Origin of the sequence: Bacillus sp. FJAT-29814, assembly GCF_001510715.1 — a bacterium.
Classification (GTDB): domain Bacteria; phylum Bacillota; class Bacilli; order Bacillales; family Cytobacillaceae; genus Neobacillus.
The window spans coordinates 136,074-151,870 of the sequence record NZ_LMTJ01000010.1; the positions used below are offsets into that span (position 1 = coordinate 136,074).

Annotated in this window: 15 protein-coding genes; 14 read left to right on the forward strand and 1 reads right to left on the reverse strand. The window is 45.9% G+C overall.

Translation table 11 applies throughout. The annotated features are described in order from the left end of the window. The first annotated feature begins 7 nt into the window (after window positions 1-7). The 11 genes from AR334_RS24245 to AR334_RS24295 all read left to right on the forward strand — a co-directional run bounded on the left by AR334_RS24245 (window position 8) and on the right by AR334_RS24295 (window position 11,258). Entirely contained in the window at window positions 8-1,411 is a 1,404-nt protein-coding gene (locus AR334_RS24245; RefSeq protein ID WP_066319876.1) for a sucrose-specific PTS transporter subunit IIBC, read from the forward strand. Between the two features lie 57 nt (window positions 1,412-1,468). Further along, window positions 1,469-2,935, forward strand: a complete 1,467-nt coding sequence (locus AR334_RS24250; RefSeq protein WP_082693093.1) for a sucrose-6-phosphate hydrolase — start codon at window positions 1,469-1,471, stop codon at window positions 2,933-2,935. A 623-nt stretch (window positions 2,936-3,558) separates the two neighbouring features. Next, the gene (locus tag AR334_RS24255) at window positions 3,559-4,521 is read left to right on the forward strand and encodes an efflux RND transporter periplasmic adaptor subunit (protein ID WP_066319886.1); all 963 of its coding nucleotides are present in this window, start codon (window positions 3,559-3,561) and stop codon (window positions 4,519-4,521) included. Beyond that, on the forward strand, window positions 4,521-5,231 hold the full coding sequence (locus AR334_RS24260; protein WP_066319899.1) for an ABC transporter ATP-binding protein: 711 nt from the start codon (window positions 4,521-4,523) through the stop codon (window positions 5,229-5,231). The genes AR334_RS24255 and AR334_RS24260 overlap by 1 nt, the downstream gene beginning before the upstream one ends. Beyond that, window positions 5,200-6,375, forward strand: coding sequence for an ABC transporter permease (locus tag AR334_RS24265; RefSeq protein ID WP_367576375.1), 1,176 nt, complete (start codon window positions 5,200-5,202; stop codon window positions 6,373-6,375). Before AR334_RS24260 ends, AR334_RS24265 begins: the two co-directional genes overlap by 32 nt. 88 nt (window positions 6,376-6,463) lie before the next feature. Continuing rightward, entirely contained in the window at window positions 6,464-7,135 is a 672-nt protein-coding gene (locus AR334_RS24270; protein WP_066319902.1) for a response regulator transcription factor, read from the forward strand. A gap of 9 nt (window positions 7,136-7,144) precedes the next feature. Next, complete coding sequence (locus tag AR334_RS24275; protein ID WP_066319905.1) at window positions 7,145-8,392, forward strand: cell wall metabolism sensor histidine kinase WalK; 1,248 nt, start codon at window positions 7,145-7,147, stop codon at window positions 8,390-8,392. 139 nt (window positions 8,393-8,531) lie between these two features. Next, window positions 8,532-8,879, forward strand: a complete 348-nt coding sequence (locus AR334_RS24280; RefSeq protein ID WP_066320298.1) for a PadR family transcriptional regulator — start codon at window positions 8,532-8,534, stop codon at window positions 8,877-8,879. Continuing rightward, complete coding sequence (locus tag AR334_RS24285) at window positions 8,866-9,864, forward strand: hypothetical protein (RefSeq protein ID WP_066319913.1); 999 nt, start codon at window positions 8,866-8,868, stop codon at window positions 9,862-9,864. The genes AR334_RS24280 and AR334_RS24285 overlap by 14 nt, the downstream gene beginning before the upstream one ends. Window positions 9,865-9,957: 93 nt before the next feature. Then, window positions 9,958-10,515, forward strand: coding sequence for a PepSY-associated TM helix domain-containing protein (locus AR334_RS24290; RefSeq protein ID WP_066319919.1), 558 nt, complete (start codon window positions 9,958-9,960; stop codon window positions 10,513-10,515). Between the two features lie 119 nt (window positions 10,516-10,634). Then, window positions 10,635-11,258, forward strand: coding sequence for a histidine phosphatase family protein (locus AR334_RS24295; protein ID WP_066319928.1), 624 nt, complete (start codon window positions 10,635-10,637; stop codon window positions 11,256-11,258). A 155-nt stretch (window positions 11,259-11,413) separates the two neighbouring features. Here AR334_RS24295 and AR334_RS24300 read toward each other — a convergent pair whose 3' ends face one another. Continuing rightward, a complete protein-coding gene (locus tag AR334_RS24300) occupies window positions 11,414-12,397 on the reverse strand; it encodes a Gfo/Idh/MocA family protein (RefSeq protein WP_066319931.1) in 984 nt (327 codons plus the stop codon). Window positions 12,398-12,937: 540 nt separating this feature from the next. Here AR334_RS24300 and hflX point away from each other — a divergent pair. The 3 genes from hflX (at window position 12,938) to AR334_RS24315 (ending at window position 15,775) form a co-directional block, all read left to right on the forward strand. Continuing rightward, window positions 12,938-14,197: a GTPase HflX gene (gene hflX / locus AR334_RS24305; protein ID WP_066319936.1), complete on the forward strand. Its 1,260-nt coding sequence runs from the start codon at window positions 12,938-12,940 to the stop codon at window positions 14,195-14,197. Window positions 14,198-14,277: 80 nt separating this feature from the next. Beyond that, window positions 14,278-15,180, forward strand: a complete 903-nt coding sequence (locus AR334_RS24310; RefSeq protein WP_066319941.1) for a GNAT family N-acetyltransferase — start codon at window positions 14,278-14,280, stop codon at window positions 15,178-15,180. A gap of 58 nt (window positions 15,181-15,238) precedes the next feature. After that, on the forward strand, window positions 15,239-15,775 hold the full coding sequence (locus tag AR334_RS24315) for a DinB family protein (RefSeq protein ID WP_156431392.1): 537 nt from the start codon (window positions 15,239-15,241) through the stop codon (window positions 15,773-15,775). Window positions 15,776-15,797: the final 22 nt, after the last annotated feature.

Consider the following 15,797-nt stretch of genomic DNA (forward strand, 5'->3'; position numbering starts at 1 on the left):
AAAGAAAATGTCTGAAAATCGCAAAATCGCAGAGCAAGTGATTGAAGCAGTCGGCGGCAAAGAAAACATTCAATCCGTCGCCCATTGTGCCACAAGACTGCGGATTATGGTAAATGACAAGGAAAAAATCAACCAGGAACAGATTGAGAACATTAATAAAGTTAAAGGTGCATTCTTTAACTCCGGGCAATACCAGATTATCTTTGGGACCGGTACCGTTAATAAAATTTATGAAGAAGTTTCGGGGTTGGGACTGGAGACCAAGTCAGCAACCGATCAGAAAAATGAGGCTGTAAAAAGCGGCACGAGATTTCAGCGAGCCATCCGCACCTTTGGTGATGTATTTGTACCGATTATTCCGGTGCTGGTAGCGACCGGTCTATTTATGGGGCTTCGCGGTCTCGCCATGCAGGAGCAGGTCCTCGCTATATTCGGCATGAAGCCGGATGACGTATCACAAAACTTCCTATTATTCACTCAAATCCTGACCGACACGGCGTTTATCTTCCTGCCGGCACTTGTGGCCTGGTCGACATTCCGGGTCTTCGGCGGAACACCAATTATCGGGTTGGTGCTTGGTTTGATGCTTGTCAGCCCATCACTGCCTAACGCGTGGGGCGTTGCCGGCGGTGATGTCGAACCGCTTAAATTCTTTGGCTGGATTCCGGTTGTCGGCTATCAAGGCTCTGTTCTGCCAGCGTTTATCGCCGGAATCATCGGGGCGAAATTGGAACGTTCGATTCGTAAACGTGTTCCGGAAGCACTTGATTTAATCGTTACGCCGTTTCTTACACTACTTGTGATGATTGGTTTATCGTTATTAGTGGTTGGACCAGTCTTTCATATTGTCGAGCAAGGCATTTTATCGGCGGCAACATCGGTTCTGTCATGGCCATTCGGCATCAGCGGCCTGTTGATCGGTGGTCTTAACCAGTTGATCGTTATTACAGGTGTCCACCATATTTTCAACATGCTTGAAATTCAGCTTTTGGCCCAATATCATTACAACCCGTATAACGCCATTGTTACCTGTGCGGTAGCGGCTCAGGGCGGTGCCGCTCTTGCGGTAGGATTAAAAACAAAATCAATAAAATTAAAGGCGCTGGCGCTGCCATCTTCGTTATCAGCTTTCTTGGGCATTACCGAACCAGCTATTTTCGGGGTAAATCTTCGATACGGCAAACCATTTATCATGGCGTTAATCGGCGGTGCCGCAGGCGGATTCTTGGCCTCGATACTTGGCCTTAAGGCAACTGGGATGGCCGTTACTGTTATTCCGGGAACCCTGCTTTATCTAAATGGCCAAATTCTGGAATATATTTTGGTCAACCTGGTCGCAATTGGAGTTGCATTCGTTCTTACTTGGATGTTTGGTTTTTCAGATAAGGTACAGAAGGAAATGGAACAATAGCACGAGCGAAAGAAGGCAAGCATGATACTTGCCTTTTCTTTTTAAAGGAGGATGGTTATGACAGCAAAAGAAGGTCTACTTATGCAGCAGGCTTATCATCAAGTCGCTAAGTATAAGGACAAGGTCGAGAACGACCCGTACCGATTGAATTATCATCTGATGCCTCCGGTCGGCTTATTAAATGATCCCAATGGGTTAATTCAATATAAGGGTGTTTACCATGTGTTTTATCAGTGGAACCCGTTTGAAACGGCACATGGAGCAAAATTTTGGGGGCACTACAGTTCGAAGGACTTGGTCCGTTGGCAGGAAGAGCCAATCGCGCTTGCTCCAAGCGAGTGGTATGAAAAGAACGGATGCTACTCCGGAAGTGCTGTAGAGGCGGATGGCCAGCTTTATCTTTTCTATACAGGGAATGTAAAGAATGGCGATGGGACTCGCGAAACGTATCAGTGTCTGGCTGTTTCCTCGGATGGCATTCATTTTGAAAAAAAAGGGCCGGTTCTCAAGCTGCCGGAAGGTTATACGGCGCATTTTCGCGACCCGAAGGTTTGGAAGCATGCTGACCGTTGGTATATGGTTGTTGGTGCACAGACTTTGGATGAGAAAGGTGTTGCCGCCCTATTTACTTCGAAGGATTTGTACAATTGGGAGGAAGTGGGCACGATTGCTGGCTCTGGTATGAATGGCCTCGGCGAGTTTGGTTACATGTGGGAATGCCCGGATTTGTTTCACGTAGACGGGAAGGACGTATTGCTGGTATCGCCGCAAGGGCTTCAGCCTATGGGGCATTCTTATCATAATTTGTTTCAATCGGGGTATTTTATTGGCGAGTTAAATTACGAAAATGGAACGTCCCTGCATGGTGACTTTGTTGAGTTAGACCGTGGCTTTGATTTCTATGCTCCGCAAACGTTTGTGGATGATAGGGGCAGAAGGATTCTTTATGGCTGGATGGGCATGACAGACGATGCTGAACAGTTTCAGCCGACGATTGCGAATCATTGGGTTCATGCCTTGACACTTCCAAGAGAATTGAGACTTTATGACGGAAAGATTTTTCAAAAACCAGTTGTGGAGATGGAAGAGCTAAGGGAAAATCAAGTTGTGGTTGAGAAGGCGAAGGTAGATGGGCCAGTCGTTAAGTTTGATGGTGTACGCGGGGCATCTGTTGAACTGCTTCTCGACTCGATTCAGGTGAAGGAAGGGACCTTTGCGATTTCGTTTCGTAATGAAGCGGTGTTGTGCTTTGATGCGGACAAGCAGGAAGTCAGCTTGGAAAGACGGAATTTTAAAACGTCGGAGCCGGAAATTAGAACTTGTCATTTGGCGGCTATGTCCAAGCTGCAAGTCTTTATGGACCATTCTTCTTTGGAGGTTTTTATAAACGACGGGGAAGAAGTGTTTACTCTACGATTTTTCCCAAATCCAGAAGATGAAAGTATTTCTTTTCTGGGGAAAGCCAAGTTCGATTTATATAAATGGGATATTGGCAGAATTATGATGTCAGAAGAGTTACGATGAGCGGTGTCCGGACAAGTTCAATGTTTTTCACGGACGAGGCGTGAACGGGTATTTAAATAGCTAATTTACTAAGGTACCGTCGAAGCAGGCGGTATCTTTTTTTGCGCTGGGTGGGTCTACGTGCCCTTCAAGGTTGAATTTTAGGTAAAGTAGTCACGTAGAAGGATTCTACGTGCCCGTTTAGGTTGAATTTTGGGTAAAGTGGTCACGTAGAAGGATTCTACGTGCCCGTTTAGGTTGAATTTTGGGTAAAGTGGTCACGTAGAAGGGTTCTACGTGCCCTTCAAGGTTGAATTTTGGGTAAAGTGGTCACATAGAAGGGTTCTACGTGCCCGTTTAGGTTTAAATTTGAGTGAAGTGGTCACGTAGAAGGGTTCTACGTGCCCGTCAAGGTTGAATTTTGTGTAGAGTGGTCACGTAGAAGGGCTCAATGTGCCCATTTTGGTTAAGATTCGAGTAAAGTGGTCACGTAGAAAAAGTCTATATGCCACTGCACTCAAACTTCAAAATAAAGCTTTTTACCTTTAAGGAAAAGTTAAGGAACAACGATAATAATAGGCTTATTCCAAAAATAAAGCATGTCCGGGTAGTGGAATGCCGGGATAGAAAAGGAGTAAGCCAGAATGAAAAAATGGATTTTGATAGTAGTAAGTATTGTAATTGCCGGGTATGTCGGCTATCAGTGGTACAACTCGAAAACCAGCACATCGGAAGCGGCTACCGCACCAGCCCGTATGGCAACGGTGCAAAAAGGGAAATTGGAGGTAAAAATCAGCGGGTCGGGAACGGTACAGCCGGTGACGAGCGTTGATATTAAGTCAGAGGAAAATAATAAGACAATTGACGAGGTATTGGTGGAAGCAGGGGAAGAAGTAAAAGCAGGCGACGAGCTCATCACCTATACAGATGGCAGTGATCCGGTCATAGCTCCTGCTGACGGGGTGATTACAACCCTATCCGTGGCAGCAGACGACCGGGTTACAACCGGACAGGTTGTTGCCCACTTAACAAACTATAAAGATTTGCAAACCGTCGTTCAGGTAGATGAACTGGACATCAACAAGATTCAAATTGGACAATCCGTCAGCATAACAGTCAATGCGGTACCTGACCAAACGTTCACCGGAACAGTAACGACAGTTGCAATGGAAGGGGCCTCATCCAACGGCGTATCAACCTTTGATGTAACAATTCACTTTGACAAAATTGACAACCTAAAAGTCGGTATGAGCACAGAGGCAAGTATCCTAACCGCCAGCAAGGAAGATGCTTTGTATGTACCGCTTGATGGTATTCATACGGCAAATGGCGATAAATATGTAATCGTCCAAAGTTCAAGTTCAGATGGCCAAACATCTAGCACCGAGCAAAAAACAGTGAAAACGGGTCTTGCCAATGAGGATTATGTGGAAATAACCGAAGGAGTTTCGGAGGGTGACGTTATTCAATTGCCGCAGTTGGCTGCAGACAGTTCCACTACGAATCAGAGAGGTATGATGCAGGGCGGTTTTGGGGCTCCTAGTATGGGTAACATGGGCGGCATGAGGGGAGTCGGCGGCCCATCCGGCGGAAGGAGCGGAAACTAATGAAGACGCCGATCATTCAAATCAGTAATCTGGTGAAAACTTATAAGCTTGGCGGCGAAACAGTTCATGCCTTAAATAATGTATCGATCGAAATTGAAAAAGGTGAATTTTTGGCGATTATCGGCCCTTCCGGTTCGGGGAAGTCGACATTGATGAATATGATTGGTTGCCTCGACCGGCCGCAATCGGGAAAATACCTGCTTGATGGCAAGAATATTGGCAAAATGAACGATAATCAATTGGCGATGATCCGCAACCAGAAAATCGGGTTTATTTTTCAAAACTTTAACTTGCTGACAAAATTGACGGCACTAGAAAATGTTGAGCTTCCATTGTTATATGCAGGGGTTTCCGCAAAAGAGCGGCGGGAACGGTCTTTGGCAAGTTTGAAAAAAGTCGGCCTGCACGATCGTGCTAGTCACTTGCCAACCCAGCTTTCCGGTGGTCAGCAGCAAAGGGTTGCAATCGCACGGGCAATCGCAGGGAATCCGACAATTCTCCTTGCTGATGAGCCGACCGGGGCGCTTGATAGCAAAACGAGCAAGGAAATATTGCAATTAATGAAGGAATTAAATGAACTTGGCCATACGATCGTCTTAATTACACATGATTTGGCGATTGCCAGACAGACGAAACGGATGGTCAGCATTCAGGATGGACAGCTATTTGAAAACGGAGGTGAACTCCTTGAGAGTATGGCAATCTATTAAAATGGCGCTGCGCAGCATCAAAGGAAACAAACTGCGCTCGGCGCTGACAATGCTCGGGATGATCATCGGGGTTTCCTCCGTCATCGTACTGGTGTCCATTGCCCAAGGGTCGGCGCAAAATGTCACCAGCCAAATCAATCAGCTCGGCACCAACCTGCTAACGATCAATACGTTTGGGACGGATTTATCGTTAACGGAGGAAAAAATCAGTGAGCTTGACGACCTGGATGGGGTTAAGGCGATTTCACCAGTCGTTTCTGGCCGTGTGAATGTGAAAAAGGACAGAACCACTTCACAGGTTACCTTAACCGGGACGAATACCGCGTACTCGACGGTTCGTGATACAAAGGTGAAGGCGGGTCGGTTCGTGACGGACCTTGACAACGAGTATCGGCAAAAAATTGCCGTGATTGGTTCTGATACAGCTTCGACTTTTTTTGGAACAGACAACCCGGTCGGCCGGTATCTCCAAATTGAGGGAACATCGTTTAAAGTAGTCGGGGTGTTGGCGTCCAAGGGCAGTTCGATGGGGCAAAGCGGCGACAATGTGGTCATTGTGCCATTAAGCACAGGGCAGCGCCTCGTTAAAAGCACGACCATTAACCAGGTCTATCTGCAAGGAAAAAGCGAGAAACAAATGGACCTGGTTATGAACGAAGTTAAGTTGGCAATGGCCAGTCTCTATCCGAACAAGGCGGACTCATATAGCGTCACAAATCAGCAGGATATTATGGATACGATGAGCTCAGTATCGGATACAATGACGATGATGTTGGGAGGCATCGCCAGCATTTCCTTGCTGGTCGGCGGAATTGGAATTATGAATATCATGCTCGTTTCCGTATCGGAGCGGACGAAGGAAATCGGTATTCGCAAAGCGATTGGCGCGAAACGGCGTGACGTCCTGCTGCAATTTTTAATTGAAGCGGTGGTGTTAAGCGGCGTCGGCGGATTGATTGGCATCCTGACTGGGGTTGGTCTGGGGAAAATTTTATCATCGACGTTGAGTTTAACGGTTTCGTTTACCTCATCCGTAATGTTGGGGGCCTTCTTGTTCTCATTGGCCGTCGGTGTGGTATTTGGGGTATTCCCGGCCAATAAAGCGTCCAAACTGAACCCGATTCAAGCACTTAGATATGAATAGTCTATGAAACCGGCGGGCCCGCTTCTGTTGCAGCCGCTCTGCTTCCTATATAATGATGGGTAGAAAAATTTTTTTGAGGAGCATAAATATGCGATTACTAGTGGTAGAAGACAATCTCCTCCTGTTGGAATCAATCGTTCAGCTATTATCCGATGAATTCGAGGTTGACCAGGCATCTAATGGTGAGGATGCATTATTTTTGGCGATGCAAAATATCCATGATGCGATTGTCCTTGATGTGATGATTCCGGAAATTGACGGTTTTGAGGTGCTGCAGACGATTCGCAAAGAAGGCCTAAAAATTCCTGTCTTGTTTCTGACCGCCAGAGATTCATTGGAGGACCGGGTAAAGGGATTGGACAGCGGCGGTGACGATTATTTAGTCAAGCCGTTTCAGGCAGCCGAGTTAAAGGCACGGATCCGGGCGCTGCTAAGGAGAAGCGGGAGCTTGACGACCAATCAGACGATTAAATATCGTGGAATTGAATTGCTGGGAAGGGAACGTGATGTTCTCATCGATGGCAACTCAACCAAACTGACAGCAAAACAATACGAGCTGCTGGAATATCTGATTCAAAACAAGGGTGCGATTGTAACTAAAGAGCAGATTTACGACCGGGTTTGGGGCTTTGATTCCGACACAACCATCGCCATTGTCGAGGTGTTTATGCACCACCTCCGAAAAAAATTGGATCCGTACGGCTATAATAACGACATCAAAACCATTCGCGGCGTCGGCTATATGCTGAACGAGGAATAGGAGCAGACCATGTTTCGGCAAACCCATATCAGGCTCACCCTGTTAAATTCGTTAGTTTTTATTGTGCTCATCAGCATTCTTGGGAGCATCGTTTATTTTTATACGGAAAGTAAACTGTACAAAGATGTGAACCGTTCGCTGTTGGAATCGGTGGAGCGTCTTAATGGTCAGCCTGCGGAGTTTGATAGCAACCGTAATCTGCCTGGCCCGAAATTTATGAAGCGAGACCCAAGAATTATGACCTTATTCTGGCATGACGGTGAACTGCTTGCGGAGCAAGGCCGCGAGTTTGAACTGTTTCAAAATGATGTAGAGCGGATTCGGCCGAAAACATTAAATTCGCTGCAGGATGCTAGAGTAGCCGGGTTCTCTTATCGGTATGTCGCTTTTGATGTGAAATCGGACGCTGGGACCATAACGGTTCAATTCATTCGAAATGTGAATTCGGAGCACGAATTATTGGAAAGGCTGTTAATCATCATGCTGGTTGGCTGCGGCATCGGAGTCATCTGTGCAGTTGCTTCCGGTTATTTCCTTGCTGGCAGGGCCCTCATTCCGATCAAAAATGCCTGGGATAAACAGCAGGAGTTTGTCTCCGATGCATCGCACGAATTGCGGACACCGCTTGCGGTCATTCAGGCAAAAACGGAATTGCTGTTCCGGAACCCAACCGCCACCGTTCAAGATAAGATTCACGACGTTTCGACAATATCCAAGGAATCAAGGAGGCTATCGAAGCTAGTCACGAATTTATTGACGCTGGCGCGGTCGGATTCCAATCAGCTTGAAATGAAGAAACAGGAGTTTCAATTGGATGAGCAGATAAAAGAAATTTTGCTGCAGTTTGAGGATATCGCGTTATATCAAGGCAAGGAGATTGGATTGGATGCCCCTGTGCCTATCAAGTTTTGCGGTGATAAAGAACGGATTCATCAACTAATCGTGATCCTATTGGACAATGCCCTGAAGTATACGAATGAGGGCGGAGAGATCAGGCTTTCTTGCCGCCAAAGCCATTCTTCCATCAGCCTTTTGGTAAAAGATAACGGGATTGGCATTCCGGAACAGGACATTCCGAGGATCTTTGATCGCTTTTTCCAAAGCGACAAAGCTCGGACTGCCGCGGAAGGAACCGGACTTGGTTTGTCCATCGCCAAATGGATTATTGACAAACACCATGGAAAAATAAAAGTGAACAGTACGTTCGGAAAAGGCACTACGATTGAAATAACTTTTCCTAAGACGCAAAAGGGCTAACGCTTGGATTTTATAAAATCCAGGTGTTTTTTTATTTCTGCCCAAGCATTTTTTAGATTTTTAAATAATATGTATGGAGTAATGATAGATGAAATCTATTACTGTATCTCATACAGTATCGAAAAGAGGTGAAGGTTGGATGAGTTCTTTGTTGGAGTCGTTCATGACGGAGCTGAGAAGAGGGACGCTCACGCTTGCTGTTTTAAGCCAGTTAAGCACCCCACAATACGGCTATTCGCTGGTACAGCGCCTGGAAGAAGCCGGTGTGGCCATTGAGCAAAGCACGCTATATCCGCTGTTGCGCCGCTTGGAAAAACAAGGACTCGTGACGAGCAGCTGGGATACAACCGAAAGCCGGCCGCGAAAATATTACGTTTTATCGGACTATGGCATGGAGGTTTATCAGGAGCTGAAACAGGAATGGCACAAGATGACGCTTGAGCTGACAACCTTATTAAAAGGAGAGGATAACCATGAAGCTGATTGAGGCTTATGTGTATGAAGTGACCAGAAGGCTTCCCGAGAAATCCCGCGAAGATATCGCCCGGGAACTGCGGTCGACAATTGAAGATATGCTGCCAGAACAATTTACAGAAGATGAGGTGAAAGCTGCGCTTGTTAAACTTGGCGACCCCGCCGTGCTTGCCGCCAGTTATCGCGATGCCCCAATGTATTTGATTGGACCCAAAGTTTATGACGTCTATATTCGAACCTTAAAAAAGACGGTGCCTTGGGCAGTTCTGGTGACGATTATCGTTCATTCGGTCATTGGTATCTTGGGGTTTACGGGTGAGGAAGCGGTATTGTACTTCGTGATTAAAATGTTTGGAACTATCATTGCTAATGTCGTCATGGTGCTGATGTACGTTTTGTTTTGGTTTACTGTAGTCTTTGCTGTGATAGACAGAGTTGATTTTTCAAAAAGTGGGCAACCGTTGCCTACCGACAAGGCTCCATGGTCGCCGGATGATTTGGAGAAAGTCGAAATATCTCCTAGTAAGTGGACAATTTTAAAAGGGGAAGCAGTTTTCGGCTTGGGTTGGACCTTGTTATGGACGATTGTTTATTTCAATGCCGATCATCTCTTGGGAAGGTACCAGTCAATAGAAGGCGGCGGGCTGAAGTTTGTCATGCCGTTATTTAATCAAGACGTATTATTGTCCTATTGGCCAGCGGTCTTGTTGCTAATCGCAATGGAAACTGGTCTAGTGGTTTATAAATGGAGGGCGGGTCAATGGACAGTGAAACTGGCGGCTGCCAATACGATCATTCATGTAATCGGTGCCGGTATTTTTCTTGTTATGGCAAGTGATCCGCATTTGTTTAATCCGGCCTTCATCTCATCTTTCTCCCACTCGATAGACACACCTTCTTCCTTTTTTGAATGGCTGTGGCTGATTATTATCGCAGGTGTTGCTGTTTCTATCATCATCGAAGCCTTTGATAATTTTCGCAAAGCCAGAAGCCGTTAATTCTCCTTGAGTCCCTTCGGTCATTTTAAGAAAATCTTAAGGAACTCCCTTCATAATAAGAACATCGATCGATGATTTGAAGGGAGAGTTTTCATGAAAAGAATGAGACAAGCACACTTATGGATTGGTTTGATCGCTTCGGTACTAATATTTATGGAGTCGCTGACCGGGCTGTTAATGAATGAGCCATGGCTGATTGGGCAAACACAGATGGAAGGCGGCAGAGGGAACTTCCAGCAAGGGCAAATGATGCAAGGCCAAGTCGGACAGGGGATGCCTGGGGACTCCGGGCAGACAGCAGAGCAAGCTCAAGGGCAGATGGGCAGAAAATCCCAGGGACAAATTGGAGATCAATCTCAGGGACGAACTGCAGACGGGCAATTTCAAGGCCGTCGAGGATTTGGAGGGGATGGAGCTTTTGCAAGCGGACCGCGTGGTGAAGGCTTCGGGCAGGGTTCTATGATGAGTATAATCCGCGGCCTTCACGAAGGAAGAATTGGGACAACCGATGTCAAGTGGCTTATTGACCTTACTGCTGTGGCGATGATGTTCCTGACCGGGTCTGGCATCTATTTATCTATTAAAATTCTGGCCGCCGATCGAAAAAGAAAAAAACGCAAAGAAGGAAATTTTGAGCCAATGGTCGACTGATCGTTTTATAAAGAGGCACTTCCAGAAATGGGGGTGTCTTTTGCTTGGCTTTTTTTTAGGTTTTGAATTATAGTTAAAATATTAAATATTCAGAAAAAAACAACAAGGGGTGGAAGTAGTTGAATCTTTATGTAATCCGTCATGGGGAATCACAGCACAATGTCGACAGGACGGTAATGGCGCATACCCATGATTCGCAGCATAGCTTGACCGAACTAGGCTTCAAACAAGCCGCCATTACAGCTGAATTTATGAAACCATTGTTAAATGAAAAAACGGTACTATATAGTTCACCTTATTTGCGGACGAAGCAAACGGCTGCGGCCATTCGCGCCCTGCTCCCGGAGCAAGTGCCATTTTTCGAAAACCCGCTGATCAGGGAATGGGAGCTGGGCAACCTTTATGACTTTAACAATCGCACACCCGAGGCGAAGAAAGAATATAAGGCCGCTGGCCAATTCTACTTTCGTTTTCAAAACGGGGAATCACTCGCTGACGTGTATCTAAGGGCCACGATGTTCATGAACACCGTTGTCGATCGACTGAAGAAGCAAGAGCGCTACGAAAATATCGTCGTTGTCACCCACGCCGCCTTCATGCACATGCTGCTCGCCTTCCTCATGAACACGCCAGTAGAAGACCTGTTAGACTTCAAACCTATTGAAAACGCCGCCGTCCTCAAAATCAACGAGGTAGAGGGCGACTACCAATATGAAAAAATATTTGTACCGGTTGTGGAATAGGAAATAAAAGGGAAATGGTGTCAGGCACCAGACGTGGACAATTGTCCGCGTGGGGTGGACATTGAATGTTGTGGTCCTGATAAAGGGAAAGAGCCGATTTTGTTGTCGGCTCTTTATTCTTTATATGTGGATTCCTTGGTCGTCCGTTGAAGTTGTTATTTCTTTTGATCTGCCGCGAATACGATGCCAGCATCTTTTCTTGCTTCTACAAGCATTTCTACTACGGAACGGCTGTAGTCTAACAGTTGGTAGCAGCGGTTGAAGTCCTGGTTTTGATGAATTTCCTTGAAGGCCACTAGCTCGTAATAAAGTCTATTGTCAGTCGTTTGCAGATTTAAGGAAACCTCGGTTCCTTCTGCATGCAGTGTCACGTTCCCGCAGCCATTTGCCCCGTCCGCATGAATATATCCATTTTCACCTTGAATCAAGGCAAAGTTCATGCTGTTTGTATCCTTGCAACCGACGCACTCAGCGATAAAGCCAGGGTATTTCAACACCAATACCCCTGAAGTATCGATGCCGTTAGAGTGTTTATTAGCAGTGTAATGGATCGATTCAGGAGTCCCAAACATATTCATCACAAAATGCAGGTTATAGATGTTGATGTCCACAAGGGCGCCGCCGGAAAATTTAGGGTTAAATATATTCGGCGTTTCACCTGCAAGCAGGGCATTGTATCTGCTTGAGTATTGACTATAATTACACTGAATAAATTTAATCTGCCCAAGCTTAGCGATATTTTCCTTGATTAATTGGTAGTTTGGCAGGTGAATCGTCGTAATCGCTTCAAACAACATTAATTCTTTTTGTTTTGCCAATTGGGTCAGGCTGTCCAATTCCTCTACGGTTGACGTAAAAGGTTTTTCACAAATGACATGTTTCCCATGCTCAAGTGCCCGGTAGGCATGTTCATAATGCAGGCTGTTAGGGGAAGCTACATAAATGAATTGGACCTCTGGGTCAGCAAACATCTCTTCCAAATCTGTATAGATTTTGCCTATTTCGTATTTTTCCGCTAACGGTGTGGCGGTTTCCTGTTTGCGGGAATACATGGCCACGCATTGGGCGCCATCAACCTTACTCAAAGCTGAAAGAAAAGTATCGACAATGAAACCTGTTCCGATAGTCGCTATATTCATTCTTTAAAGTCCTCCAATCTATGTACTTCCATAGGTGATGTAACTTCTACCATAATATAGTATCTTAGGGGGACTTGCCAACTCGGACAGTAGTGTCCAAATTCGAAACATTACAAACATTTCGTTGATTTCCAATTACTGTAATGCTATGATGATAGTAATTAGAGTGAAACGGAGGTTTTCCTGGTGTATTTTTGCAGATTGCGATTCCTAAATTTGAACCGTTAACTGAATAACGTTCGAGACTCTGCCTGGCTGCAGAGTAAATGGGATTGGTCTGCCTAAATGAGGAAACCTTTATTTAACATATGTGAAATAAAGAGGGGCCCAAGCGACCCTCTTTTTTGTTGTCTTTAAAAACAAGTGCTCGAAATGGATTCGGCGGGAACGCCATTCTCCATCTTGAGCCGAAGATCCCAGCCCGAATCAACTCCATTCCACAATGGAGGTTTTTCGTGATGCTCCTTTCCCTTTACTTTGCCACAGGCGGATTGCCCTGTGTTTTTTTATTTTTCAAAAAGGAAACGGAGGAATCAGGCTATGAGACATAAACAAAAAGCACTTATTATCGGGGTCAACACCAATCACCAAACGGATTTCCAGTACTCCATGAAGGAGCTGGAGAACCTCGCGGCCGCCTGTGACATTGAAGTGGCCGGAGAAATCACGCAAAATTTAAATCGCTTTAATAAAACTCATTACATCGGCACCGGAAAAATCGAAGAAATCATTCAGCTATTAAAACACACTGAGGCCGAGCTAGTCATCTTTAACGATGAACTGTCAGCCTCGCAAATCCGCAATTTGGAGGAAGCACTTGACAGGACTGTCATTGACCGGACCCAGCTAATTTTGGACATTTTTGCCCAGCGCGCCAAAACAAGAGAGGCCCAGCTTCAAGTCGAAGTTGCGCACCTGAAATACATGCTTCCTCGCATCGTCGGCAGCCGGGATTCGTTGGGCCGCCAAGGCGGAGGAGTGGGATTAAAAAATAGGGGTGCCGGTGAAACGAAATTAGAGCTCGACCGCCGAAAAATCGAAGCGAAAATCGCGGCGCTGAACAAGGAATTGGAAACCCTCATCGCGCAGCGCGAAACCCGGCGCAGCCAGCGCAAGAAGAGCGGCGTGCCGCTTGTTTCGCTCGTGGGCTACACGAATGCCGGCAAATCAACCATCATGAATGCGATGTTACGCCGTTCACACCAAGCTCCAGCAGCCAAACAGGTTTTTGAAAAAGATATGCTATTTGCCACCTTAGATACCTCAGTGAGAAAAATAAAGCTGCCGAACCATCCCCCGTTCTTGCTTTCGGACACGGTTGGGTTTGTTGATAAACTGCCGCATCATCTTGTCAAAGCATTTCGTTCGACACTGGAAGAAGCGGCCACGGCTGATTTGCTCATTCATGTCGTCGATTACTCGAGTCCGCAGCATCAAAAGCTGGCAGAAGTAACGAATAAGACGCTACAGGAGATTGGCATTAAGAATATCCCAATTATTTATGCCTTCAATAAGGTGGACTTGGCGGATACGGAATATCCGAAGGTGGAGGGAAACAAGGTTTATCTTTCTGCAAAAAACGGTTTCGGTATGGAGGAACTGATTGAACTGATCAGCGCACAAATTTTTAAAAATCAAATTCACTGCGAAATGCTGATTCCATTTGACGATGGGCGTCTGGTGACCTACCTCAATGAAAACGCCAATGTCCTGGCGACTAGCTTTGAAAGCGACGGGACCAAGCTAACCATCGAATGCAACCAATATGATTTTGAAAAATATCAGCAGTATTTAATTTAGAAATGTAAGCCCTCCAGTTTCAGGAGGGTTTTGCAACCTTAAGAAAATTAGGGGTAAGAGTTCAGAGGGGGAAGAAGATAATGACTGTTGAAGCGTTAAAGCGTAATAGAGTAGTTGATTTTGTTGAGTATTGCAAAAAACATCGCTTGGAGGTTGATGATTCTTTTTTATACGACGAGGATTTGGAAACATTTGAACCAAACGCCGACAATCCTACCTATGTCATCACTGGCCATCAAGGGGAGATTGTCGCCGCCGCATCGCTGATTATCGACGAGTATCAAAGAAAGGGAAAGCGGACGAGGTTTCGAATTTTCCATTCCGAAGCCAATGACCAAATCCACTATAAAATTCTTTTCGAGGCTATTTTAAGGCATACCTCCGGGCTGGAAAAGGTATTTATTTTTGTCCCATTTGCGAATCAGCCGTTATCGGAAGCAATCGAGCAGTTGAATTTTTCCGTAGAAAGATATGCATTCGTGATGGTTAGGGAGGAATGGGACGTACCTGAATTCAACCTGCCGGATGGTTATCAAATTAGAGATTTTCAGCCTGGGCAAGATGAAGAAACTTGGTGCGAAGTGCGCAATGCCGGATTCGCCAACCTGAAGGGAAGTGAAACACCGGTTACACCGGAGATGATTGCCAAAATGGCAGCAGACTTTGATGACATAGAGGGGGGTATGAAAATCTTGTTCCACGGGAAAAAACCGGTTGGCGTGGTGAGGGTGGAGGCAGATGAATACGAGAATGCCCCCATTATGAATATCGGGCCGCTAGCCATCGTTCCTGAGTATCAAGGCAAGGGATTGGGACGCCTCCTGCTAAGGGCCGCGCTGCATGTTGCAAAGGAAAAGGCGTACAAGAGAACGATTCTATCGGTAAACGGAGAAAATGATCGTGCCCAAGCTTTATACATCAAGGAAGGCTTCAAGCAGGTGGAGGGAGCAACCTGCTATGAATTTAGACTAGCGGCTCGTTAGGGAGGAATCTGTTGTACTAATAAACTAGGGGGGATTAAGGTTGGAATTCAATATGGACTTGTTAATGGTAGTCGATCGAAGAGAAGGGTTTGGACCGGAGTTTGGCAAGCTGGTATCGATGATGGATTATGCGCGGTTTACGACGCTTGGCGAGGTAAAGAACTTGACGATAGAGGAATTGGATTATCTGTTTGATGAGGAGGCCAATTCAATAGGGATGCTGCTCGCGCATTTTGCCGCTGTTGAACGGGTGTACCAGATTGTAACGTTTGAAAATCGCGACCCTTCTGAGGAAGAATTGGAACCGCTGCTGCCGGGACTTGATTTGGGAACACGGGGCCGCGAGACATTTAAAGGCTACCCGCTTGAATTTTATCTGAAAGAATTGGCTGATGTCCGTACTGCAACCTTGGAAAAATTCAAAACCCTGCCGGACGAATGGTTATATGAGCGAACACCGTTTTGGTGGAACAAGCCGGCAAATAACTTCTTTAAATGGTTCCATGTGTTTGAGGACGAACTGAACCATCGCGGACAAATCCGGATCATCAAAAAAATGATCAAGAGAGGCGAACTCACAACAACGAATTCTTAATAAAGAAATCCCGCAATAACAC

Excerpts from the sequence above, each read along its gene's own strand:
- AR334_RS24280 (WP_066320298.1), top strand. The coding sequence starts at position 8,532 with ATGAGTTCTTTGTTGGAGTCGTTCATGACGGAGCTGAGAAGAGGGACG.
- AR334_RS24250 (WP_082693093.1), top strand. The coding sequence starts at position 1,469 with ATGACAGCAAAAGAAGGTCTACTTATGCAGCAGGCTTATCATCAAGTC.
- AR334_RS24275 (WP_066319905.1), top strand. The coding sequence starts at position 7,145 with ATGTTTCGGCAAACCCATATCAGGCTCACCCTGTTAAATTCGTTAGTT.
- AR334_RS24245 (WP_066319876.1), top strand. The coding sequence starts at position 8 with ATGTCTGAAAATCGCAAAATCGCAGAGCAAGTGATTGAAGCAGTCGGC.
- AR334_RS24310 (WP_066319941.1), top strand. The coding sequence starts at position 14,278 with ATGACTGTTGAAGCGTTAAAGCGTAATAGAGTAGTTGATTTTGTTGAG.
- AR334_RS24290 (WP_066319919.1), top strand. The coding sequence starts at position 9,958 with ATGAAAAGAATGAGACAAGCACACTTATGGATTGGTTTGATCGCTTCG.
- AR334_RS24285 (WP_066319913.1), top strand. The coding sequence starts at position 8,866 with ATGAAGCTGATTGAGGCTTATGTGTATGAAGTGACCAGAAGGCTTCCC.
- hflX (WP_066319936.1), top strand. The coding sequence starts at position 12,938 with ATGAGACATAAACAAAAAGCACTTATTATCGGGGTCAACACCAATCAC.
- AR334_RS24260 (WP_066319899.1), top strand. The coding sequence starts at position 4,521 with ATGAAGACGCCGATCATTCAAATCAGTAATCTGGTGAAAACTTATAAG.
- AR334_RS24255 (WP_066319886.1), top strand. The coding sequence starts at position 3,559 with ATGAAAAAATGGATTTTGATAGTAGTAAGTATTGTAATTGCCGGGTAT.
- AR334_RS24270 (WP_066319902.1), top strand. The coding sequence starts at position 6,464 with ATGCGATTACTAGTGGTAGAAGACAATCTCCTCCTGTTGGAATCAATC.
- AR334_RS24300 (WP_066319931.1), bottom strand. The coding sequence starts at position 12,397 with ATGAATATAGCGACTATCGGAACAGGTTTCATTGTCGATACTTTTCTT.